Origin of the sequence: Tepidiphilus thermophilus (assembly GCF_001418245.1) — a bacterium.
Lineage (GTDB): Bacteria > Pseudomonadota > Gammaproteobacteria > Burkholderiales > Rhodocyclaceae > Tepidiphilus > Tepidiphilus succinatimandens.
In genome coordinates, this window is sequence record NZ_LIPU01000007.1 from 1 (window position 1) to 21,787 (window position 21,787).

Here is a 21,787-nt window from a genome sequence, read left to right on the forward strand (position 1 = left end):
GAATTCCCGGCGCGCGGCTTCGCCAGCCTGGACGAAGCCCGCCAGTGGGGACAGCACTTCGTGCACTGGTACAACGTCGAGCACCGCCACAGCGGCCTGCGCTACGTCACCCCCGCCCAACGGCATGCCGGGGAAGACCATGCGATCCTGGCGGCACGGCACCAGACCTATCTTCAAGCCCGCGAACGTCACCCGGCGCGCTGGTCCGGGCAGACACGGGACTGGACACCGATCGGGGCCGTCACGCTCAACCCGGAACGGGACAGCGTCGTTCGGGACTCTACCCAAGCTGAAATAGAAGGCAGGTGATTGCATGAATCAGGCGACAACTATCTTGACTTGTTCCGCAGCGGAATCCGCTGAACGACAACCGACGGCGAGGAGCGGGCGATGAGCGGCGGTGGGGTCGTGACGCAGGCCGTGGCGATTGCCCTGGGGGCGGCGCTGGGGGCTTTGCTGCGCTGGCAGCTGGGCGTGCGGCTCAATGCCTGGTTTCCCGAACTGCCACCGGGCACGCTCGCGGCGAACCTCATCGGCGGATTCGTGATCGGCGCGGCGATCGCGGCGTTTTCGGCCTGTCCGGGGATCCCGGCGGGGTGGCGCCTCTTCCTCACCACGGGGTTTTGCGGCGGCCTGACCACGTTCTCTACCTTCAGCGCCGAAGTCTTCGCCTTGCTGCAGCACGGGCGCCTCGCGCTCGCGCTCGTCGCGCTGGCGCTGCACGTGGGCGGATCGCTCCTGGCGACGGCAGGCGGTTTCGCCATCGTGAGGATGCTGCGGGCGCTGGCGTAAAAAAAATCTGCACGCAGGGAAAAATGTATTGACGCCGGCGTAAAAGGCGCGTATCGTAGCGACAGTGTTCGAAGCGCGCATCGTCTTCACCGCTTGCGGAGATTCGCGATTCCTGCTCGGCACACCGTGGGTCGAATGGCCCGTTTCAATAAAGTAGTAACGAAGGAAGCTTCATCATGGCAACTGGTACTGTCAAGTGGTTCAACGATTCCAAAGGGTTCGGCTTCATCACCCCCGATGACGGCGGTGAGGATCTGTTCGCGCATTTCTCCGCGATCAACATGCCGGGCTTCAAAACCCTGAAGGAAGGCGAGAAAGTCAGCTTCGAAGTCACGCAAGGGCCGAAAGGCAAGCAAGCGTCGAACATTCAGAAGGCCTGACGTCTGCCCCGCCGCGGCGGGACGTTGGACCGCCTGGCAGCAGAGAAGCCACCCGATTGGGTGGCTTCTTTTTTTATGAGTGCGCCCGGCACGGGCGCACTCTTAGAGGTGAAAACACTTCCATGAGTTGATCACGGCGAACGAAGCGAAGCGCAATGGGCCTGCTTTGGTTTCAGTGCGTTTTGTTGCAGCCGCCTTCGAAGCGCCGCAGCTGCTCCAGCGCCTTCGTGCCGGGCCAGCCATCGGCTTCGAGTGCCTGGCCGCCGCATTCCTGCTGGAAACGGCTCAGTGCCTCCCGCGTCTGGGCGCCGGCCACGCCGTCGATGGTGCCCGGATCGTAGCCCAGGGTGGAGAGGCGTTCTTGCAACTCCAGCGTTTCCGAACGGGTGAGCGGCGGGTCGTCGGTGGGCCAGGCTTGCACGAAAGGCTGCTTGGGATCGAAGCGGGCGGCTTTCAGGGGATCTTTCAGCGCATCGTAGAGGAGCCCGATCGCCAGGGCATAGGATTCGGCCGCGTTGTAGCGAAAGATCGCGTCGTAGTTGGGAAAGGCCAGAAGCGCCGGGCCTTGGCGGCCGGCCGGCAAGAGCAGGGCGGCTTTTTCCGGTAGGGTGCGCGGCCAGGGTTTGCCGTCGGCGCGGGAAAGACTCATGGCGAGCCATTCGTTCGTCGGGCGTTTTTTCGTGCGCCCTGCGAGCTGGACATCGAACGAGGGCGGCAGTACGACTTCGATCGCCCAGGGTTCGCCGCGCCGCCAGCCGGCTTGCTTCAGGAAGTTGGCGGTGGAAGCGAAAACGTCGGGCAGGGAATGATAGAGGTCGCGCTTGCCGTCGCCGTCGAAGTCGACGGCGTAGCGCGCGAAGGTGCTGGGCATGAACTGGGTCTGTCCGAAGGCGCCGGCCCAGGAACCCCGCAGGCGCTCGGCGCCGGTTTCTCCACGTTCGAGGATGTCGACCGCCGTGAGGAATTCGGGGCGGAAATAGCTCTGCCGCCGGCCGAAGCACGACAGGGTGGCGAGCGATTGCAGCAGGTCGTCGCGCCCGAGATTCTGTCCGAAATTGCTCTCCACCGCCCAGAAGGCGACGACGAGCTCGGCGTCGACGTCGTAGGTGGCCTCGACGTAGCGCAGCAAGCCTTCATTCTCGTGCAGCTTCTCCTGCGCCGTCTGGATGCGGCGCGTATCGACGAGGTTGGCGAGATACTGCCAGATGGGGATGACGAATTCGGGCTGACGATCCAGCCGGGCGATCACGCTCGGGTCGGGGCTGAGGCTGGCCGTGAGGGCGGAAAAGCGCTCGGCCGGGATGCCGCGCCGCTCGGCTTCGGGGGCGAGGCGCTCGAGGCAGGCGCGGAATTCCTCCGCGGAAAGCGAAGGATAGGATTGCCCGTTGGCGCCGGCCACCGGCAGCGCCAGAAGCAAGGGGACGAGCCAGCGGGGAAAGCGCCGTGGCGCGAAAAAGGGCGGGCGGTTCACGATTCGGATCCGAAGAATCGATGCAGGATTTCGTCGGCGAGCGCGATGCCGGTGCGCCGCGCCTGCTGCAGCACGGCCCAATAATAGCGGTAGGAGGCGCGGTCGTGAAGGTGGCCCGCGTCGCGGATCGGACCCCAGGCGGCGTCTTGGGCTGCGGTGAGGATGCGCACCGCGTCTTCGATCTCTGCCGCGCTGGGTTGCATCGCTTCGAGGATGGGGCGGATCTGGTTGGGATGGATGCTCCACATGCGCAGGAAGGCGAACTCGGTGCGGGCGCGATGTGCGTCGGCATAGACGAGGGAGGCATCCTCTAGCTCGGTGCAGACGTTGTGCGCCGGCACGATGGTCGCGGCGTGCGCGGCGGCGGCGATCTCGGCCTTGGCGCGGCGGATCAGGGGGTGTTCGAACTGCAAGGGCGAGCGCATCGCCTCTGCCCCGATCGCGCCGCGGTGCGAAGAGACGAAATCCATCAGACCGAAATCGAGGCATTCCACGCCCGGTTCATGGGCGATGCGCGCGACTTCGGCGAGCGCCTCCGGCGTTTCGATGAGCACGTGCAGCGGCGGGGGCCGAGTGCCGGGCGGCAACAGCGGGCGCATCGCTTCGCGCACGGTGCGCACGTCGCGCGCCGAGCGCACCTTGGGCACGGTGAGGTAGGCAAGGCGGCCTGCGGCGATCGGCAGGATGGTTTCCAGATCGCGCAGCCAGTGCGGGTGGGTGAGATCGTGGATGCGCACGCCGACGCGGCCGTGGCGGTTTTCGCTCGAGACGGCGAGCTCGGCGCACATCTTTGCGTGTGCCTTTTCATTGCCGGCCGGTGCGCCGTCTTCGCAATCGAGCGTGACGTCGAACACGGGCCCCATCTCGGCCTGCAAGGCCAGCGCCCGGCGCATGAACTTCTCGCTGCCGGCGTAGTGGTCGACGGCGGGGATGTCGGGCAGCTGGCGTTCGCGTTCGAAGAGGACTTGGGCCGGGCGCAGCAACTTGGATTCGGTCATGGCGGCATCGAGACTGCGAAGGACGAGAAAAAGGCACGCGGCCGCAATGCGCGGCGACGTGCCTTCATGATACACGCTTTGTTCGGGGTTTGCCTCAGCCGAGGAGATCCTTGACCCCTTCGCGCTCTTCCATGAGTTCGTTGAGCGTGGCGAGGATGCGCTCGCGGGAGAAGTCGTCGATGGGCAGCCCCTGGACGATGCGGTATTCGCCGTTCTCGCACACACAGGGGAAGCCGAAGACGATCCCTTCGGGGATGCCGTAGGAACCGTCGGAAGGCACACCCATGGTCACCCAGCGGCCGTTCGTGCCCAGCCACCAGTCGCGGATGTGGTCGATGGCGGCGTTGGCAGCGGAGGCGGCCGAAGAGAGGCCGCGCGCCTCGATGATGGCCGCGCCGCGTTTGCCCACGGTGGGAATGAAGACTTCGCGGTACCAGGTTTCGTCGTTGATGAGATCTTTGACCGACTCGCCGTTGGAGGTGCAGAAGCGATAGTCGGGGTACATGGTAGGGGAGTGGTTGCCCCAGACGACGATGTGCTCGAAGCTCGACACCGGCCGGCCGGTCTTGATCGCCAGCTGCGCCAGCGCCCGGTTGTGGTCCAGCCGCAGCATGGCGGTGAAGTTCTTGGAGGGAATGCGGCCGACTTTCTCGGCGGTTTTCATCGCGATGTAGGCGTTGGTATTGCAGGGGTTGCCGACCACGAGCACCTTGCAGTCGGGGTTGGCGTGTTCGGCGATCGCCTTGCCCTGCACGGTGAAGATCTTGGCGTTCTCGGAGAGCAGGTCCTTGCGCTCCATGCCGGGGCCGCGCGGGCGCGCGCCCACGAGCAGGGCGATCTGCGCGTCTTTGAAAGCGACGTTGGGGTCGTCGGTGGCGATCATGCCGGCGAGCAGCGGGAAGGCGCAGTCTTCGAGCTCCATCATCACGCCCTTGACGGCCTTCTGGGCCTGGGGCAGGTCGAGCAGCTGCAGAATGACGGGTTGATCTTTGCCCAGCATTTCTCCGCTGGCGATGCGGAACAGCAGGCTGTAGCCGATCTGACCGGCGGCGCCGGTGACGGCGACGCGAACGGGGGCTTTGCTCATCGGTGCTCTCCGTGGTGGACGATAACTTTGGAATCCTAGTCCGGCGATGGGGGATTGTCAATCCATGTCTTATATCTTATATAAGATAGGAGATGCGGTAGACGTCCTATCTTTTTTGTGCTGAAATAACGAACATGGCCTCGAATGCACCCACCTTCAGTCCGTTGTATCGGCAGATCAAATCGTTGATCGTCCAGGCGCTGGAATCCGGCGAATGGCGACCGGGCGAGGCCATTCCCAGCGAGCAGGAGCTGGCGGCCCGTTTCGGCGTTTCGCAAGGCACCGTGCGCAAGGCCGTCGATGAGCTGGCCGCCGAGAACGTGCTCGTGCGCAAGCAGGGCAAAGGCACTTTTGTGGTCTCGCACCACGATCCGCGCCAGTTCTTCCGTTTTCTGCGGCTCGTGCCCGACGACGGCAGCCTGACCCAGCCGCAGAGCGTGCCGCTCGACTGCTGGCGCGCCAAGGCGGGACAAGAGGCGGCGCGTGTGCTGCAAATTCCCGTGGGCGATCCTATCATCATCCTGCGGCGCGTGCTCAAGTTTTCTGGCAAGCCCGTGGTGCTCGACGAGATCTACCTTCCCGGGGAGGTGTTCGAGGGGCTCACGCTCGACACGCTCAAGGAGTGGAAAGGCTCGCTCTACAGTTTCTTCGAGACGCGCTTCGGGGTGCGCATGCTGCGGGCCGAGGAGCACATCCGCGCCGTGGCCGCCGACCGCATGGCGGCCGAGACGCTGGGCGTGAAGGAGGGAACGCCGCTTCTGTCGGTGGAGCGCGTGACGTATACTTACAACGATCGGCCGGTGGAATGGCGCCGCGGGCGCTATCTCACCACGCAATACCACTACCACAACGAGCTGACCTGAGCACCGGGTCGGCGAGCACCGTTTTTTCGAGGGTGCGTCCGCGACGGCGGACGCGTGTGTGTGACCAAGGGAGCAAGCGCGATGAGCGAAGCAAGCGTGGCACGAAAGGCGCGGCCCAAGTTTCTCGACCTACGGGAAATTCGGCTGCCGTTGCCGGGGATCGTCTCGATTCTGCATCGGATCAGCGGGGCCGGATTGTTCCTGCTGTTGCCGTTCCTGTTGTATCTGTTCGACCTGAGCGTGTCTTCACCCGAGACCTTTGCCACCTATAAGGCGATCGTCGGCCATCCGCTGGTGAAGCTGATCCTCTTCGGCCTGCTGTGGGCCTACCTGCACCACTTCTGCGCCGGCATCCGCTTCCTGCTGCTCGATCTGCACAAGGGCATCGAGCTCGAACCCGCGCGCCAGAGTGCGCGGCTGGTGCTGATCGTCAGCCTCACGCTCACCGTGATCCTGGGAGTCTGGCTATGGTGAAACGTCTCGTCGTCGGCGCCCACTACGGTCTGCGCGACTGGCTCGCCCAGCGTGCCACCGCCACGTACATGGCGCTCTATACCATCGTGTTCGCCTTCGCGGCGCTCACGCTGCCCAAGATGGATTACGAGCATTGGTCGGCGCTCTTCTCGGGCGGGCTGATGCGCTTCCTCACCTTCCTCTTCTTCATGTCGCTTGCCTATCATGCCTGGGTCGGCGTGCGCGACATCTGGATGGACTACGTCAAGCCGCTGGGGCTGCGCCTGGCGCTGCACCTCATCACGCTCTTCCTGCTCGTCGGCTACGCCGGCTGGGCGGCCAAAATCCTGTGGAGACTCTGACCGTGAAAGTCGCGAAGCATACGTTCGATGCCGTGATCGTCGGTGCCGGCGGCGCCGGCCTGCGCGCGGCGCTGCAACTGGCCGAAGCGGGGCTGCGCACGGCGGTACTCACCAAGGTCTTCCCCACGCGCTCGCACACCGTGGCGGCGCAGGGGGGGGTGGCTGCCTCGCTGGGCAACTCCACGCCGGATCACTGGCACTGGCACATGTACGATACCGTCAAGGGTTCCGACTGGCTGGGTGACCAGGATGCGATCGAATTCATGTGCCGCAAGGCCAACGAGGTGGTCATCGAGCTCGAGCACTTCGGCATGCCGTTCGACCGCACCGACGAAGGCAAGATCTATCAGCGTCCCTTCGGCGGGCATTCGATGAACTACGGCGAGGCGCCGGTGATGCGCTCCTGCGCCGCGGCCGACCGCACCGGGCACGCGATGCTGCACGCGCTCTACCAGCGCAACGTGCGTGCGCGCACGCACTTCTTCGTCGAATGGATGGCGCTCGATCTCATCCGCGACAGCCAAGGGCACGTGCTCGGCGTCACGGCGCTCGAGCTCGAGACGGGCGAAGTGGCGATCTTCCACGCCAAGGCCACCATCTTCGCCACCGGCGGGGCGGGGCGCATCTACCACTCTTCGACCAACGCCTTCATCAATACCGGTGACGGCCTGGGAATGGCCGCGCGCGCAGGCATCCCGCTCGAGGACATGGAGTTCTGGCAGTTCCACCCCACGGGCGTTGCCGGCGCCGGCGTGCTCATCACCGAGGGCGTGCGCGGCGAAGGCGGCATCCTGCGCAACTGCAACGGCGAGCGCTTCATGGAGCGCTACGCGCCCAACCTCAAGGATCTGGCCTCGCGCGACGTCGTCGCCCGCGCCATGGTCACCGAGATCAACGAAGGGCGCGGCTGCGGGCCGAACAAGGACTACGTGCTGCTCGACATCACGCACCTCTCGCCCGAGATCATCATGAAGCGGCTGCCGGGCATCCGCGAGATCTCCATCCAGTTCGCCGGGGTCGACCCGATCAAGGAGCCGATTCCGGTCGTGCCCACCTGCCACTACATGATGGGTGGCATTCCGACAAACTACAAGGGCCAGGTGGTGATGCCCCAGGATGGCGACCCGAACGCGCCGGTCCCCGGCTTCTATGCCGCCGGCGAGTGCGCCTGCGCGTCGGTGCACGGTGCCAACCGTCTGGGGACCAACTCGCTGCTCGACCTGCTCGTCTTCGGCAAGGCTTCGGCCGAGACTGCCGTGGCCGACATCAAGAGCGGCAACCTCACGCTGCGTGAGCTGCCCAAGGATGCGGCCGAGCCGAGCCTCGCGCGCCTGGCGCGTCTCGAGAACCAGAAAGAAGGCGAGCCGGTGGCCGACGTGCTGCTCGAGCTGCAGCGCACGATGCAGAAACACGCCGGCGTATTTCGCTTCAAGGACATGCTCGAGGAAGGCGTGCAGAAGATCCTCGAGGTCGAGGAACGCGTACGTCGTACGGCCATCCGCGACCATTCCAAAGTGTGGAATACGGCGCGCATGGAGGCGCTCGAGCTCGAAAATCTCATCGAGGTGGCCAAGGCGACGATGATCTCGGCGGCGGCGCGCAAGGAATCCCGCGGGGCGCACGTGCGCGACGATTGTCCCGACACCCCCGAATTCCCCAACGGGCGCAACGACAAGGAGTGGCTCAAGCATACCCTGTGGTTCCGTGACGGCAACCGGCTCGTGTACAAGCCGGTGAATCTCAAGCCGCTCAACCCCGACACCCAACCCATCGCGCTTGCCAAGCGCACGTACTGACCGGCGGGAGAACCGACCATGACCCGAGTGGTGCAGTTCCGCATCTATCGCTACGATCCCGACAAGGATCAGAAACCCTACATGCAAGACATTTCGGTCGAGCTCGAGCCGACCGACAAAAAGCTGCTGCAGGCGCTGGTGCGCCTCAAGGCCAAGGATGATTCGCTGTCGTTCCGCCGCTCCTGTCGCGAAGGGGTGTGCGGGTCGGATGCGATGAACATCAACGGCAAGAACGGTCTGGCCTGCCTCACCGACATCGACAGCCTGACACAGCCCATCGTGCTGCGGCCGCTGCCGGGCCTGCCGGTGATCCGCGACCTCATCGTCGACATGACGCAGTTCTTCAAGCAGTACCATTCGATCACGCCGTATCTCATCAACGACGATCCTCCACCCGAGCGCGAGCGCCTGCAGACGCCCGAGGAGCGCGAGGAGCTGAACGGCGTCTATGAGTGCATCCTGTGCGCGTGCTGCTCGACTTCCTGTCCGTCCTTCTGGTGGAACCCGGACAAGTTCGTCGGCCCGGCCGGGTTGTTGAACGCCTACCGTTTCATCGCCGATACGCGCGACACGGCCACCAGCCAGCGGCTCGACGATCTCAACGATCCGTATCGGCTCTTCCGCTGCCATACGATCATGAACTGCGTCGACGTCTGTCCCAAGCATCTCAACCCCACCAAGGCCATCGGCAAGATCAAGGAGCTGATGGTCTCGCGTGCGGTATGACGAGCCCCAAGGGACGGATCCGCTGGCACTGCCGGCGGGCCCTGCTCGAACTCGACCTGATCTTCCAGGATTTCCTGGCGGTCGAGTTCGAGCGGCTCGACGACGAGGAACTCGCAATTCTGGAAGAGCTGCTGGCACTGGAAGACCATGAACTCTGGGCCCTCGTCAACGGTACCCGACCCATTCCGTCGCCACGCTGGGTCGGGATGGTCGAGAAACTGCGCGGCGTGAGAAGGCATCGACGCACGCGCCTGATGGGTGAAGAGGGACGGGGATCCCTCGAAAATCAAGGAGAAAACGCATGAGCACGGAACGCAAGGCGACGCTCGTCATCGACGGCAAGGAATATCACTATCCCATCCTCTCGGGCACGCTCGGCAACGACGTGATCGACATCCGCAAGCTCGGGGCCGAGACGGGGCATTTCACCTACGACCCCGGTTTTCTCTCCACCGCGAGCTGCCGCTCTTCCATCACCTACATCGACGGAGACAAAGGGGAGCTCCTCTACCGCGGCTATCCCATCGAGCAGCTGGCCGAGCAGTGCTCCTTCATCGAGGTGGCCTATCTGCTGCGCAACGGCGAGCTTCCCTCCAAGGCCGAACTGGAAGACTTCGACAACCGCGTGCGGCGTCACAACATGCTGCACGACCAGATGAACCGTTTCTTCACCGGCTTTCGCCGCGACGCGCATCCCATGGCGGTGATGGTCGGGGTGGTGGGGGCTCTTTCGGCTTTCTACCACGACGTGCTCGATTTCGGCGACGCCGAGCACCGCACGATCTCCTTCATCCGTCTGGTGGCCAAGATGCCCACCATCGTGGCCATGGCTTACAAGTACAACGTGGGCCAGCCCTTCATGTATCCGCGCAACGACCTCTCGTACGCCGCGAACTTCCTGCACATGATGTTTGGCACGCCCTGCGAGAAGTACGAGCCCAACCCGGTGCTGGTGCGCGCCATGGACGTGATCTTCACGCTGCACGCCGATCACGAGCAGAACGCTTCCACTTCCACCGTGCGCCTGGCCGGTTCCTCCGGCGCGAACCCCTTCGCCTGTATTTCCGCCGGCATCGCCTGCCTGTGGGGGCCGGCGCACGGCGGCGCCAACGAGGCCTGTCTGCGCATGCTCGAGGAGATCGGCGACGTCTCGCGAGTGGGCGAGTACATCAAGCGGGCCAAGGACAAGAACGATCCCTTCAAGCTCATGGGCTTCGGCCATCGCGTCTACAAGAACTACGATCCGCGCGCCAAGCTCATGCGCAAGATCTGCTACGAGGTGCTGCAGGAGCTGGGGCTGGAAAACGACCGGCTCTTCAAGCTGGCCATGGCGCTGGAGAAGATCGCGCTGGAAGACGAATACTTCGTCGAGAAGAAGCTCTACCCCAACGTGGACTTCTACTCCGGCATCGTGCAGCGTGCCATCGGTATCCCGACCTCGATGTTCACCTGCATCTTCGCGCTCGCGCGCACCGTGGGCTGGTTCTCGCAGTGGGAAGAGATGATCACCGATCCCGAATACAAGATCGGCCGTCCGCGTCAGCTCTATGTCGGTGCTCCGCGCCGCGACGTCGTGCCGCTGGAAGCTCGGGGCTGAAGCGCCGTATGATCGGAATACAGGCTCGAGCCTGAAAGAGAGAATCCCCATGTACAAGGAATTCCAGGACACGACCGTCCTCTTCGGGGCCAACGCCCCGTTCGTCGAGGAGCTCTACGAGCACTATCTCGCCGATCCGGATTCGGTCCCCGAAGAGTGGCGGCATTATTTCGACGCTCTGCGCCAGGGGCCAGGGCCAGAGCAGGAGGTGCCGCACGCCCCGATCCGCGCTGCGTTCGAGCAGATGGCCAAGATGGGGCCGGTGCGTTTCGTCAAGGCCGGTACCGACGATGGCCAGCGCCAGGTGGGCGTGCTGCAGCTCATCAACGCGCACCGCTTCCTCGGGCACCGTGTGGCCGACATCGACCCCCTGAAGATGCACGAGAAGCCGCGCGTCGAGGAGCTCGAACCGGCCACGTACGGGCTCACGGAAGCCGACCTCAACCGCGAGTTCAACGTCGGCTCCTTCCGCGGGCTGGAGAAGCAGACGGCCACGTTGCGCGAGATCCTCGAGGCGCTGCGTCAGACGTATTGCCGCACCGTGGGCGTCGAGTACATGTACCTCACCGACACGGCGCAGAAACGCTGGCTGCAGGCGCGCTTCGAGCCGGTGCATGGCAAGGCGAGACTCACGGTCGATCAGCAGAAGCGCATCCTCGAGCGGCTCACCGCGGCCGAAACCCTGGAGCGCTACCTGCACACCCGCTACGTAGGCCAGAAACGCTTCTCGCTCGAAGGGGGCGAGTCGGCCATCGTTGCGCTCGACGAGGCGATCCGCGTGGCCGGCCGGCACGGGGCGCAGGAGGTCGTCATCGGCATGGCGCACCGCGGGCGTCTCAACGTGCTGGTCAATGTCCTTGGCAAGCCGCCGGCCATGCTCTTTGCCGAATTCGAAGGCAAGAAGGCCGAAGAGCTCACCGCCGGCGACGTGAAGTACCACATGGGCTTTTCGAGCGACGTGCTCACCCCGGGCGGGCCGGTGCACCTCTCGCTCATGTTCAACCCCTCGCACCTCGAGATCGTCAACCCCGTCGTGCTCGGCTCGGCCTACGCCCGCCAGCAGCGCCGCGACCCGGCGGAAGCCAAGGATCAGGTCGTGCCGATCATCATCCACGGCGACGCGGCGGTGGCCGGGCAGGGGGTGAACCAGGAGGTGCTCAACTTTGCCCAGACGCGCGGCTATGGCGTGGGCGGCGCGGTGCATATCGTCATCAACAACCAGATCGGCTTTACCACGTCCGATCCGCGCGACCTGCGCTCCTCGACCTACTGCACCGACATCTTCAAGATGGCGGAGGCGCCCATCTTCCACGTCAATGGCGACGATCCCGAGGCGGTGGCCTTCGTGATGCAGCTCGCCATGGAATTCCGCAAGGAGTTCAAGAAAGACGTGGTGGTGGACATCGTGTGCTTCCGCAAGCTCGGGCACAACGAACAGGACGAGCCGGCGGTGACCCAGCCGCTGATGTATCGCCGTGTCCGGCAGCATCCGGGTACGCGCAAACTCTATGCCGATCACCTCGTGCAGAGCGGCGTGATCGCCCCGGACGACCCCGAGCGCTACATCCAGGAATACCGCGAACATCTCGACCGGGGCGAGCTCCTCTACAACCCGGTAGTGGCCAACGTCGTGCGCAAGCACGCCATCGACTGGACCCCGTTCATCCGGCAGGAATACACCGACGAGTGCGACACGTCCATTCCGGCGGCCGAATACCGGCGCCTGGCCGAGCGGCTCACCACGATCCCCGAAGGTTTCGAGCTGCATCCGCGGGTGCAGAAGATCATCGAGGACCGGCGGGCGATGGGGCGTGGCGAGATGCCGGCCGACTGGGGCTTTGGCGAGAATCTCGCTTATGCTTCCTTGGTCGCGCAAGGGTTCGGCGTGCGGCTCTCGGGCGAGGACGTGGGCCGCGGTACCTTCTTCCACCGCCACGCGGTGCTGCACGACCAGAAGCGCGAGCGGCGCGACGAAGGCACCTACGTTCCGCTGCAGAACATCCAGGAAGGGCAGGCGCCGTTCTACGTCTACGATTCCACCCTCTCGGAAGAAGGGACGCTGGGCTTCGACTACGGCTATGCCATCACCGAGCCGAACCAGCTCACCATCTGGGAGGCACAGTTCGGCGATTTCGCCAACGGCGCGCAGGTGGTGATCGACCAGTTCATCGCCTCGGGCGAAGCCAAGTGGGGGCGCTTGTGCGGGCTCACCTTGCTGCTGCCGCACGGCTATGAGGGGCAAGGGCCCGAGCACTCTTCGGCGCGCATCGAGCGTTATCTGCAGCTGTCGGCCGAGCGCAACTGGCAGGTGTGCGTGCCTACCAACGCAGCGCAGATCTTCCATCTGCTGCGCCGCCAGATGCTGCGGCGCGTGCGCAAGCCCCTGGTGGTGTTCACGCCCAAGTCGCTGCTGCGCCTGAAAGAGGCCGCTTCCCCCATGGAGGACTTCCTGCGCGGCGGCTATCGGACCGTGATCGGCGAAGTCGAAGAGCTCGCGCCGAAGAAGGTCAAGCGCGTGCTGCTGTGCCAGGGCAAGATCTATTACGAGCTGCTCGCCTACCGGCGCGAGAAAGGGATCGACGATACGGCCATCATCCGGTTGGAGCAGCTCTATCCCTTCCCGGCCGAGGCGCTCAACGCCGCCCTCAAGCCTTTCGCCCAGGCCAAGGAACTCGTCTGGGTACAGGAAGAGCCGCGCAACCAGGGCGTGTGGTACTGGCTGCTGTCGCGCCAGCACCTGAAGAACGAGCTCGGGCGCGGTCGTCGGCTGTTGCTCGTGTCTCGCCCAGCCAGTTCCTCGCCCGCCGTGGGCTATCTCGCCAAGCACGTGGCACAGCAGAAAGCCGTGATCGAGGGGGCGTTTGGCCCGATCCTGGCCGATTGAGCGCCTACCAGACCGTCAGGAGAATGATATGTTGATCGAAGTGAAAGTGCCGCAGCTGTCCGAATCGGTGGCCGAAGCCTCGCTGGTGGCCTGGCACAAGAAGGAAGGGGAATTCGTCCGTCGCGACGAGAACCTCGTCGATATCGAGACCGACAAAGTGGTGCTCGAGACGCCCGCCCCCGCCGATGGGGTGCTGGTGAAGATCCTCAAGGGGGATGGGGCTCCCGTCACCTCGGGCGAGGTGATCGCCCAGATCGATACCGAGGCCAAACCGTCTGCCGGTGAGCCGGCGGCGGCTGCGGCGCCTGCACCGACGGCCCAGCCCGCGGCCCAAGCCGCAGCGACGGCTGCCGTGGCGAGCCCTGCCGCGCGCAAGATCCTGGAAGAAAAAGGGGTGGCGCCCGAGAGCGTCGCCGGTAGCGGGCGCGGCGGACGCATCACCAAGGAAGACGCGCTCGCGGCTCAGCCGGCGGCTGCCAAGCCGGTCGTGGCCGCTGCGCCCGCCGTGCCGCCCGTCGCCGTGAGCGGGGAGCGTCCCGAGCAGCGCGTGCCCATGACCAAGCTGCGCAAGCGCATCGCCGAACGCCTGCTGCAGTCGAAGAACGAAAACGCCATGCTGACCACCTTCAACGAGGTCAACATGGCCGCGGTCATTGAGCTGCGCAAGAAGTACGGTGAGAAGTTCGAGAAGGAACACGGCGTGCGCCTTGGCTTCATGAGCTTCTTCGTCAAGGCCGCCTGCGCCGCCTTGAAGAAGTTTCCCATCCTCAACGCCTCGGTCGATGGCGACGACATCATCTACCACGGCTACATCGACATCGGCATCGCCGTGGGTTCGCCGCGCGGTCTGGTGGTGCCCATCCTGCGCGACGCCGACCAGCTCTCCATGGCCGAGATCGAGCAGAAGATCGCCGAGTTCGGTGCCAAGGCCAAGGATGGACGTCTGTCGCTCGAAGATCTCACTGGAGGTACCTTCTCCATCTCCAACGGCGGGGTGTTCGGCTCCATGCTCTCCACGCCGATCATCAACCCGCCGCAATCGGCCATCCTCGGCATCCACGCCACCAAAGACCGTCCGGTGGTCGAGAACGGCCAGATCGTGATCCGTCCGATCAACTACCTGGCGCTTTCGTACGACCATCGAATCATCGACGGGCGCGAGGCGGTGCTGGGACTCGTGACGATCAAAGAGGCTCTGGAAGATCCGGCGCGCCTGCTCTTTGGCGTGTGAGTGCCGCGGGGGCGGCGCGGGCCGCCCCTTTTTCGTCACGAGGAGGAAGGATCGATGCAAAGTTTCGACGTACTGGTGATCGGCGGCGGGCCCGGCGGTTACGTCGCGGCCATCCGCGCCGCACAGCTCGGCTTCAAGACTGCTTGTTGTGAATCCAACCCGTATGCCGACCCCAAGGGCGAACCGCGCCTGGGCGGCACCTGCCTCAACGTGGGCTGCATTCCGTCGAAGGCGCTGCTGCACACGTCGCACCTCTATGAAGAGGCGGCGCATACGTTTGCCGGTCAAGGCATTCGTGTCCAGGGGCTCGCGATCGACGTGCCGGCGATGATGCAGCGCAAGGCTGGCATCGTCACCCAGCTCACCCAGGGGATCAAGGGGCTCTTTCGCAAGAACAAGGTGAGCTTGCTGCCGGGCCACGGGCGGTTTCTCGGCCGCGAGGGGGAATCCTGGCAAATCCGCGTGGGCGAGGAGACGGTGCTCGCCAAGCACGTGATCGTGGCCACTGGCTCCAAGGCGCGTCACCTGCCGAACCTGCCGGTAGACAACCGCATCGTGTGCGACAACGTGGGAGCGCTCGAGCTGCAGGTCGTGCCCGAGCGGCTCGTCATCGTCGGTGCGGGCGTGATCGGGCTCGAGATGGGGTCGGTGTGGCGCCGTCTGGGGTCGGAAGTGACCATCCTCGAAGCGCTGCCCGACTTCCTTGCCGCCGCCGACGCGGACGTGGCCAAGGAGGCACTGTCGCTCTTCACCAAGCAGGGCTTGAAGTTCCAGTTCGGCGTCACCATCGAGGGGGCCGAGCTGAAGGGTGACGGGGCGGTTTTGCGCTACCGCGACCAGGAGGGCAAGGAGCAGACGCTGGAGGCCGACCGAGTCATCGTCTCGGTGGGGCGTGTGCCCAATACCGAAGGGCTCGGCGCCGAGGAAGTCGGGTTGCAGGTCAATGAGCGCGGCCAGATCGCGGTCGATGAGCACTGCCGCACCAACCTGCCCAACGTCTGGGCGGTGGGCGACGTGGTGCGCGGTCCCATGCTCGCGCACAAGGCGATGGAAGAAGGGGTGATGGTGGCCGAGCGCATCGCCGGGCAGGCGGGGCACGTGAATTACGACGCCATCCCGTGGGTGATCTACACGGCGCCCGAGATCGCCTGGGTGGGCAAGACCGAAGCCCAGCTCAAGGCCGAGGGCGCGGAGTATCGCGTCGGCAAGATCCCCTTCCTTGCCAACGGTCGGGCGTTGGGCATGGGGGCGCCGCAGGGTTTCATCAAGATGATCGCCTGTGCCAAGACCGACCGTATCCTGGGCGTGCACATCATCGGGGCGAACGCCTCCGAGCTCATCGCCGAGGCGGTGGTAGCGCTGGAGTTCGGCGCCGCTGCCGAGGACATTGCGCGCATCTGCCATGCCCACCCGACGCTGTCCGAGGTGATGCACGAGGCGGCGCTGGCGGTCGATCGCCGGCCTCTGCATTTCTGATGGCCGAGCAGGTTGCGGCTGCGGCGGGCGACATCGTCGCGGCCTATGAGGCGGCGCTCGCCGAGCGGGGCTATCGTCCTGATCCGGCGCAGCGCCGCGCCGTCGAGCGCCTCCAGCGGCTGTGCGAGGACCTGTGCCGCGGCGCAGGGGCCCGGTCGCGCACCGAAGGATCGTCGCGCTCGCCGCTGGGCTTGCTGCGCCGCGTCTTCGCGGCCAAGGAGACGGCGCCGCCCGAGCCGGCGGTGCGCAGCGTCTACCTCTGGGGCGGGGTGGGGCGCGGCAAGAGCTTCGTGATGGACGTGTTCTTTGCCGCTTGTCCCTTTGCCGCCAAGCGCCGGGTGCATTTCCATGCCTTCATGCAGCGCGTGCATGAAGACCTGCGGCGGCACCGCGAAGTGCCCGATCCCTTGGCGAAGGTGGCCGAGGACATCGCCGCCGAGGTGCGGCTGCTGTGTTTCGACGAATTCCACGTCTCGGACATCGCCGATGCCATGATCCTGGGGCGGCTGCTGGAAGCGCTGCTCGCGCGCGGCGTGGCCTTCGTGCTCACCTCGAACTATCCCCCGCACGGGCTCTATCCCAATGGGCTCATGCGGGTGAATTTTCTGCCCACCATCGCGCTCATCGAACGCACCTTCGACGTGCTGGAGGTCGATTCCGGCACCGACTACCGCCTGCGTACCCTGGAGAACGTCGAGCTCTACCTCGTGCCGCCTTCGCCGGAGAACGAGGCGAAATTGCGAGAGGACTTTCGGCGCCTGACGGGCCAAGATCCCGTGCCAGGCATGCTCGAGCTCTTCGAGCGCGAGATTCCCTATCTCGGCCGGCACCAAGACGTGATCTGGTTCACCTTCGCGGCGCTGTGCGACGGGCCGCGCTCGCAGAACGACTACCTGGAAATCGCGCGCGAACACGACACGGTGCTCCTGAGCGGCATTCCCCGCATGGGGCCGGCGCAGTCCTCGCAGGCGCGGCGCTTCACCTGGCTCATCGACGTGCTCTACGATCATCGGGTGAAACTGATCGCCACCGCCGCAGCCGAACCGCAGGAGCTCTACCGTGAGGGCTTGAACGCGCACGAGTTCGCCCGTACCGCGAGCCGCCTGATCGAGATGCGCACGCGCGATTATCTGGCCGAAGCCCATCGGCCCGGCTGACGGAAGCGGCAATGGACGGGGAGACGCTCGAGGCGCGCATCGAAGAGGAGCTCGGCCCGGGCGGACGGCTCGCCGCGGCGATTCCCGGTTTCGTCCATCGGCCGCAGCAGCACGAGATGGCGCTCGCGGTGGTCCGCGCCATCGAGGAGAAAGCGGTGCTGCTCGCCGAGGCCGGCACCGGCACCGGCAAGACCTTTGCCTATCTGCTGCCGGCCTTGCTCTCCGGGCGCAAGGTGATCGTGTCGACCGGCACGAAGACCTTGCAGGATCAGCTCTTTCACCGTGACCTGCCGCGTCTGAAGGAGGCGTTGAAGATTCCGGTGCGAACGGCGCTCCTCAAGGGGCGCCAGAACTACGTTTGCCACTACCACCTCGAACGCAATCTTGCCCACGGCCGCTTCACCACCGCCGAAGATGCGGCGCTCTTGCGTCGCATCGCGCGCTTCGCCCAGCACACGACGTCCGGCGACAAGGCGGAATGTCCCGAAGTGCCCGAGGATGCCTTCGCCTGGGTCTTCGCCACGTCCTCGCGCGACAACTGTCTCGGTCAGGACTGTCCTCATTGGCAGGAGTGCTTCCTCATGAAGGCGCGGCGCGCGGCGCAGGAGGCCGAGTGCGTGGTGGTGAACCACCACCTCTTTTTCTCCGATCTGGTGCTGCGCGACGAGGGGGTGGGCGGTCTCTTGCCCGAGGCGGACCTGGTGGTGTTCGACGAGGCGCATCAGCTGCCCGAGCTCGCGGCGGTTTTCTTCGGTGAGAGCCTGGCGTCGAGCCAGTGCTTGGAGCTCGTGCGCGATGCCCGGGTGGAGGCGCTGGTGGCGGCGCCGGATTTCCGGCCGCTACGCGAGGCGATCGACGCCTTCGACAAGGCGGTGAAGGACCTGCGGCTGAGCCTGCCGGCCGAGACGCTGCGCTGGCCGCGGCAGCAGGCGCTGGAGCAGGCCGTCGGGTTCGAATCGGCCCTGCAGACCTTGACGGCGAGTGCGGCGGCCTTGCGTGAGGCGCTGGCAAGCCAGCAGGAACGCAGCGAGAACCTGCCGCGGCTCGCGGCCAGGGCCGAGGCCTTGGAGCGCCTGCTCACCCAGTGGGGCGAAGGGGAGGAGCGCTTCGTGCATTGGGTGGAGGCGGTCGGCACGCGGCTCACCCTGCACCGTACGCCGATCGAAGCGGGGCCGGCTTTTTCCCGGCTCATCGGCGGCGGGGAGCGGGCCTGGGTGATGACTTCGGCGACGCTCGCAGTGGCCGGTTCGTTCGCGCATTTTCGCCGTGACCTTGGCCTGTTCGACGAGGAACTGCCGGTGCGGGAAGGAATCTGGGCGAGCCCGTTCGACTATCGCCGCCAGGCTTTGCTGCTGGTGCCCCAAGGGATGCCGGAGCCGGGTTCGCCGCAGCATCTGCCGGCGGTGGAGGAATTGGCCGAGCGGCTGATCCGTGCCGCCGAAGGGCGGGCTTTCGTGCTTTGTACCTCGCTCAAGGCGATGCAGCGCCTGGGTGAGGGTCTGCGAGCGCGCTTGGGGGTAGAGTACACGGTGATGGTGCAGGGCGAAGGATCGCGCCATGCCCTGCTCGAGCGCTTTCGCGCCACGCCGCGGGCCGTACTCGTCGGCAGCCAGAGTTTCTGGGAAGGAGTGGACGTCGCCGGCGAGGCGCTCTCGCTCGTCATCATCGACAAGCTGCCGTTCGCCCCGCCAGACGATCCCGTGCTCGCCGCGCGCATGGCCCGGCTCGAAGCGCAGGGGGAGTCGCCCTTTGCCTTGTTGCAGTTGCCGCGTGCTACGATCCAACTCAAACAGGGTGCGGGACGGCTCATCCGCAGCGAGCGCGACCGCGGCGTGCTGTGTATCTGCGATCCGCGCATGGCGACGCGCGGTTACGGTAAGATTCTGTGGTCCAGTCTGCCGCCCATGGCGCGGTCGCGCGAAGTGGCACGGGCAGAGTCCTTCCTGGCGACGCTTGCCTGCGAGGCGCGCGGAGAATGCCCTTCGCCCTAAAGTCCTCAGGAAGGCGGGGCACAATGAATCCCCAAGAGAGGAAAAGGAAATGGCGCAAAGCCTGATGTCGTTCGAAGAGGGCTTGTCCCGCTTGCTCACGGCCGCGGAGCCGGTGCTCGAAGAAGAACTGATCGAGACGCTGGAGGCGGAGCGGCGCGTCTTGTCGGAGACCCTCTATTCTCCGATCGCCTTGCCCCGCCAGGACACGGCGGCGATGGATGGCTATGCCGTGCGCTGCGCCGACGTCGCGCACCTTGGCGCGCGTCTGCCGGTACGCCAGCGAATTCCGGCGGGCTCGGTCGGCGTGCCGCTCGAGCCGGGCAGCGCCGCGCGCATCTTCACCGGTGCGCCCTTGCCCGAGGGGGCCGATGCGGTCGTGATGCAGGAGCGGGTGGAGGTGGAAGGAGACGAAGTCATCTTCCACCACGTTCCGTATCCGTGGGAATCGGTGCGGCGGGCGGGCAGTGAAATCGCTCTGGGAAGCGAGATCCTGACGGCAGGCACCCGCCTGAGTCCGCAGGCGCTGGCGCTTGCGGCCGCCGTGGGTTATGCCACCCTCCCGGTGCGCCGCCGCGTACGGGTCGCCCTCTTTTCGACGGGCGACGAGCTGGTGATGCCGGGACAGCCGCTCGGTCCGGGCCAGATCTACAATTCGAACCGCTATCTGCTGCGCGCCTTGCTCAAAGAGCTCGGCTGCCTGGTCGAGGATCATGGCGTGGTGCCGGATCGTTTCGAAGAAACCCGGGCGGCGCTGCGGCGGGCGGCCGATGGGGCGGACGTCGTGTTGACGAGCGGCGGGGTCTCCGTCGGGGAGGAAGATCACGTCGTGGCCGCCGTGCGGCAGGAAGGGCGGCTGGACCTGTGGAAACTGGCGATCAAGCCGGGCAAGCCGCTTGCCTACGGGCGCCTCGGGGCGGCGCACTTCCTGGGGCTGCCGGGGAATCCGGTCTCCGCTTTCGTCACCTTCGTCCTCTTCGTCCGTCCGTTCCTGTTGCGCCTGCAAGGGGTGCGGGAAGTGCTGGATCCGCCCCTGTGGGTGGAGGCGGGCTTCACCCGCCCGAAGGCCGATCCACGGCGGGAATTCCTGCGGGCCCGGCTCGACGTACGAGGTCGGGCGGTGCTCCATCCCGATCAGGGATCGGCGATGCTCGCTTCCCTTGTCTGGGCCGACGGTCTGGTCGAAGTGCCGCCGGCCACCCCCATCCGCGAAGGAGACCTGGTCCGCTACCGTCCTTTTGCACGTTTACTGGGATGAGGATCGAGGCAAAGGAGGAGCAGAGATGGCGGTGAGAGTGCTCTATTTTGCAGCGCTGCGCGATGCCTTGCCGTTGGCCGAGGAAGCGGTGGCGCTGCCGGCGGGGGTCGAGACGATGGCGGCGCTGCGCGCCTGGCTCGGTGCCAGGGGAGAGGCGTGGGCGCCGCTCGTGACGTGGAAGACCTTGCGCTGTGCCCGCAACCAGACTCTCTGCGCCTGGGACGAGCCGGTGCAGGACGGCGACGAGGTGGCGTTTTTTCCGCCGGTCACGGGAGGGTGAGACGATGTGGACCGTCCGGGTGCAGGTCGAAGACTTCGATGCGGGAGCCGAGGGGGAGCGGCTGCAACGGGTTTCGCCGGAAGTGGGCGCCGTGGTGAGCTTCGTCGGCACCGTGCGCGGCGGCGAAGTTCGGGCGATGACGTTGGAGCATTATCCGGGCATGACCGAGAAGTCGCTCGAGGCTCTGGTCGAGGAGGCGCGCCGCCGTTGGTTCTTGACCGCGGTGACGGTGATCCACCGCGTGGGGCGATTGATGCCGGGCGAGCGCATCGTGTTCGTGGGCGTGGCGAGTCGCCATCGCGCAGATGCGTTTGCGGCGTGTGAATTTTTGATCGATCGCCTCAAGACCGAGGCGCCCTTCTGGAAGAAGGAAGAAACGGAAGGGGTCGCCCGTTGGGTCGAGGCGAGGGAGTCGGACGAAAAACGGGCACGCCGCTGGTGAGCGGCCCGCCCGCTTCGTAGGGGGCGATTACTTCTTGGCGCCGCCTTGGGTTTGCTGGGCGCCGGAGATCATGTTCTGCCAGGCTTCGGTGGTCATCTTCGACATCTGCTCGAGCACGGCGCGGGACTGGTCGATGGCGCTCTGCACGGCTTTCATCGGGTCTTCACTGCCCATTTTCGGCAGGTTGGTGCCGAGCGACTGCATGGCCTGCGTCCATTCCTGGGAACCCGTGGTGATCGCTTCGGAGACGAGGCGGTTGAGCTCGGCCTGGGCCTTGACGGTGAGCTGGGCGATCTCGTTGATGCAGCCCATGATTTTCTCGGCCGATTTCTGCGCGAATTCCTGACGCAGCTTGAGCTGCTCTTCGGGGGCCTGGGCGGCGAGCAGGGCTTGGGTGCTGCGCGCACCTTCTTCGAAGAGCGCCTTGGCGGTTTCGATCTGCAGCGCGAGCAGGCGCTGGGTATTGTCGATGGCCATCTGGGTGAATTTCATCGCGTTTTCCAGCTGTTTTTGCTGCAATTGCGCGAAATTGGTCTGATTCTTCAT

22 protein-coding genes are annotated in these 21,787 nt (G+C 65.5%); 18 read left to right on the top strand and 4 right to left on the bottom strand.

The window, feature by feature from the left end; translation table 11 throughout:
* From ASC37_RS06795 to ASC37_RS06805, 3 genes are all read left to right on the top strand, one after another.
* The coding region (locus ASC37_RS06795) for an integrase core domain-containing protein (protein WP_141654655.1) at window positions 1-309 on the top strand (309 nt) is incomplete at its 5' end.
* Window positions 310-390: 81 nt separating this feature from the next.
* Window positions 391-792, top strand: a complete 402-nt coding sequence (gene crcB / locus ASC37_RS06800; RefSeq protein ID WP_055423656.1) for a fluoride efflux transporter CrcB — start codon at window positions 391-393, stop codon at window positions 790-792.
* Between the two features lie 176 nt (window positions 793-968).
* Window positions 969-1,172: a cold-shock protein gene (locus ASC37_RS06805; protein ID WP_028874475.1), complete on the top strand. Its 204-nt coding sequence runs from the start codon at window positions 969-971 to the stop codon at window positions 1,170-1,172.
* A gap of 172 nt (window positions 1,173-1,344) precedes the next feature.
* Here ASC37_RS06805 and ASC37_RS06810 read toward each other — a convergent pair whose 3' ends face one another.
* The 3 genes from ASC37_RS06810 to ASC37_RS06820 form a co-directional block, all read right to left on the bottom strand.
* Complete coding sequence (locus tag ASC37_RS06810) at window positions 1,345-2,589, bottom strand: lytic murein transglycosylase (RefSeq protein WP_055423755.1); 1,245 nt, start codon at window positions 2,587-2,589, stop codon at window positions 1,345-1,347.
* A 50-nt stretch (window positions 2,590-2,639) separates the two neighbouring features.
* A complete protein-coding gene (locus ASC37_RS06815) occupies window positions 2,640-3,641 on the bottom strand; it encodes an HpcH/HpaI aldolase/citrate lyase family protein (RefSeq protein WP_055423756.1) in 1,002 nt (333 codons plus the stop codon).
* 94 nt (window positions 3,642-3,735) lie between these two features.
* Window positions 3,736-4,728 (bottom strand): malate dehydrogenase, encoded by a 993-nt coding sequence (locus tag ASC37_RS06820; RefSeq protein ID WP_055423657.1) that lies wholly within the window; start codon window positions 4,726-4,728, stop codon window positions 3,736-3,738.
* Between the two features lie 134 nt (window positions 4,729-4,862).
* On the opposite strand from ASC37_RS06820, the gene ASC37_RS06825 reads away from it, so the two are divergent.
* The 15 genes from ASC37_RS06825 (at window position 4,863) to moaE (ending at window position 21,241) form a co-directional block, all read left to right on the top strand.
* Entirely contained in the window at window positions 4,863-5,591 is a 729-nt protein-coding gene (locus ASC37_RS06825; RefSeq protein WP_055423658.1) for a GntR family transcriptional regulator, read from the top strand.
* Between the two features lie 81 nt (window positions 5,592-5,672).
* A complete protein-coding gene (gene sdhC, locus ASC37_RS06830) occupies window positions 5,673-6,065 on the top strand; it encodes a succinate dehydrogenase, cytochrome b556 subunit (protein WP_055423659.1) in 393 nt (130 codons plus the stop codon).
* Window positions 6,059-6,406 carry a succinate dehydrogenase, hydrophobic membrane anchor protein gene (sdhD, locus tag ASC37_RS06835; protein ID WP_055423660.1) on the top strand — a complete coding sequence of 116 codons (348 nt, stop codon included), beginning with the start codon at window positions 6,059-6,061 and terminating at the stop codon, window positions 6,404-6,406. The genes sdhC and sdhD overlap by 7 nt, the downstream gene beginning before the upstream one ends.
* A gap of 2 nt (window positions 6,407-6,408) precedes the next feature.
* Window positions 6,409-8,202 (top strand): succinate dehydrogenase flavoprotein subunit, encoded by a 1,794-nt coding sequence (sdhA, locus tag ASC37_RS06840; protein ID WP_055423661.1) that lies wholly within the window; start codon window positions 6,409-6,411, stop codon window positions 8,200-8,202.
* An 18-nt stretch (window positions 8,203-8,220) separates the two neighbouring features.
* Complete coding sequence (locus ASC37_RS06845; RefSeq protein WP_055423662.1) at window positions 8,221-8,928, top strand: succinate dehydrogenase iron-sulfur subunit; 708 nt, start codon at window positions 8,221-8,223, stop codon at window positions 8,926-8,928.
* Entirely contained in the window at window positions 8,925-9,233 is a 309-nt protein-coding gene (locus ASC37_RS11270) for a succinate dehydrogenase assembly factor 2 (protein ID WP_072247945.1), read from the top strand. Before ASC37_RS06845 ends, ASC37_RS11270 begins: the two co-directional genes overlap by 4 nt.
* Complete coding sequence (gene gltA, locus ASC37_RS06855; RefSeq protein ID WP_055423663.1) at window positions 9,230-10,525, top strand: citrate synthase; 1,296 nt, start codon at window positions 9,230-9,232, stop codon at window positions 10,523-10,525. Before ASC37_RS11270 ends, gltA begins: the two co-directional genes overlap by 4 nt.
* A 49-nt stretch (window positions 10,526-10,574) precedes the next feature.
* The gene (locus tag ASC37_RS06860; protein ID WP_055423664.1) at window positions 10,575-13,409 is read left to right on the top strand and encodes a 2-oxoglutarate dehydrogenase E1 component; all 2,835 of its coding nucleotides are present in this window, start codon (window positions 10,575-10,577) and stop codon (window positions 13,407-13,409) included.
* 28 nt (window positions 13,410-13,437) lie between these two features.
* Window positions 13,438-14,640 (top strand): 2-oxoglutarate dehydrogenase complex dihydrolipoyllysine-residue succinyltransferase, encoded by a 1,203-nt coding sequence (odhB, locus tag ASC37_RS06865; protein WP_055423665.1) that lies wholly within the window; start codon window positions 13,438-13,440, stop codon window positions 14,638-14,640.
* 54 nt (window positions 14,641-14,694) lie between these two features.
* Window positions 14,695-16,116, top strand: coding sequence for a dihydrolipoyl dehydrogenase (gene lpdA / locus ASC37_RS06870; RefSeq protein WP_055423666.1), 1,422 nt, complete (start codon window positions 14,695-14,697; stop codon window positions 16,114-16,116).
* Window positions 16,116-17,273: a cell division protein ZapE gene (zapE, locus tag ASC37_RS06875; protein WP_055423667.1), complete on the top strand. Its 1,158-nt coding sequence runs from the start codon at window positions 16,116-16,118 to the stop codon at window positions 17,271-17,273. Before lpdA ends, zapE begins: the two co-directional genes overlap by 1 nt.
* Window positions 17,274-17,284: 11 nt before the next feature.
* Entirely contained in the window at window positions 17,285-19,264 is a 1,980-nt protein-coding gene (locus ASC37_RS06880) for an ATP-dependent DNA helicase (protein ID WP_055423668.1), read from the top strand.
* 49 nt (window positions 19,265-19,313) lie between these two features.
* Window positions 19,314-20,519, top strand: coding sequence for a molybdopterin molybdotransferase MoeA (locus ASC37_RS06885; RefSeq protein WP_055423669.1), 1,206 nt, complete (start codon window positions 19,314-19,316; stop codon window positions 20,517-20,519).
* A gap of 25 nt (window positions 20,520-20,544) precedes the next feature.
* Window positions 20,545-20,799 (top strand): molybdopterin converting factor subunit 1, encoded by a 255-nt coding sequence (moaD, locus tag ASC37_RS06890; protein ID WP_055423670.1) that lies wholly within the window; start codon window positions 20,545-20,547, stop codon window positions 20,797-20,799.
* 4 nt (window positions 20,800-20,803) lie between these two features.
* A complete protein-coding gene (moaE, locus tag ASC37_RS06895; RefSeq protein ID WP_055423671.1) occupies window positions 20,804-21,241 on the top strand; it encodes a molybdopterin synthase catalytic subunit MoaE in 438 nt (145 codons plus the stop codon).
* Window positions 21,242-21,268: 27 nt separating this feature from the next.
* Here the strand turns inward: moaE and ASC37_RS06900 are convergent, their stop codons facing one another.
* A complete protein-coding gene (locus ASC37_RS06900) occupies window positions 21,269-21,787 on the bottom strand; it encodes a phasin family protein (RefSeq protein ID WP_055423672.1) in 519 nt (172 codons plus the stop codon).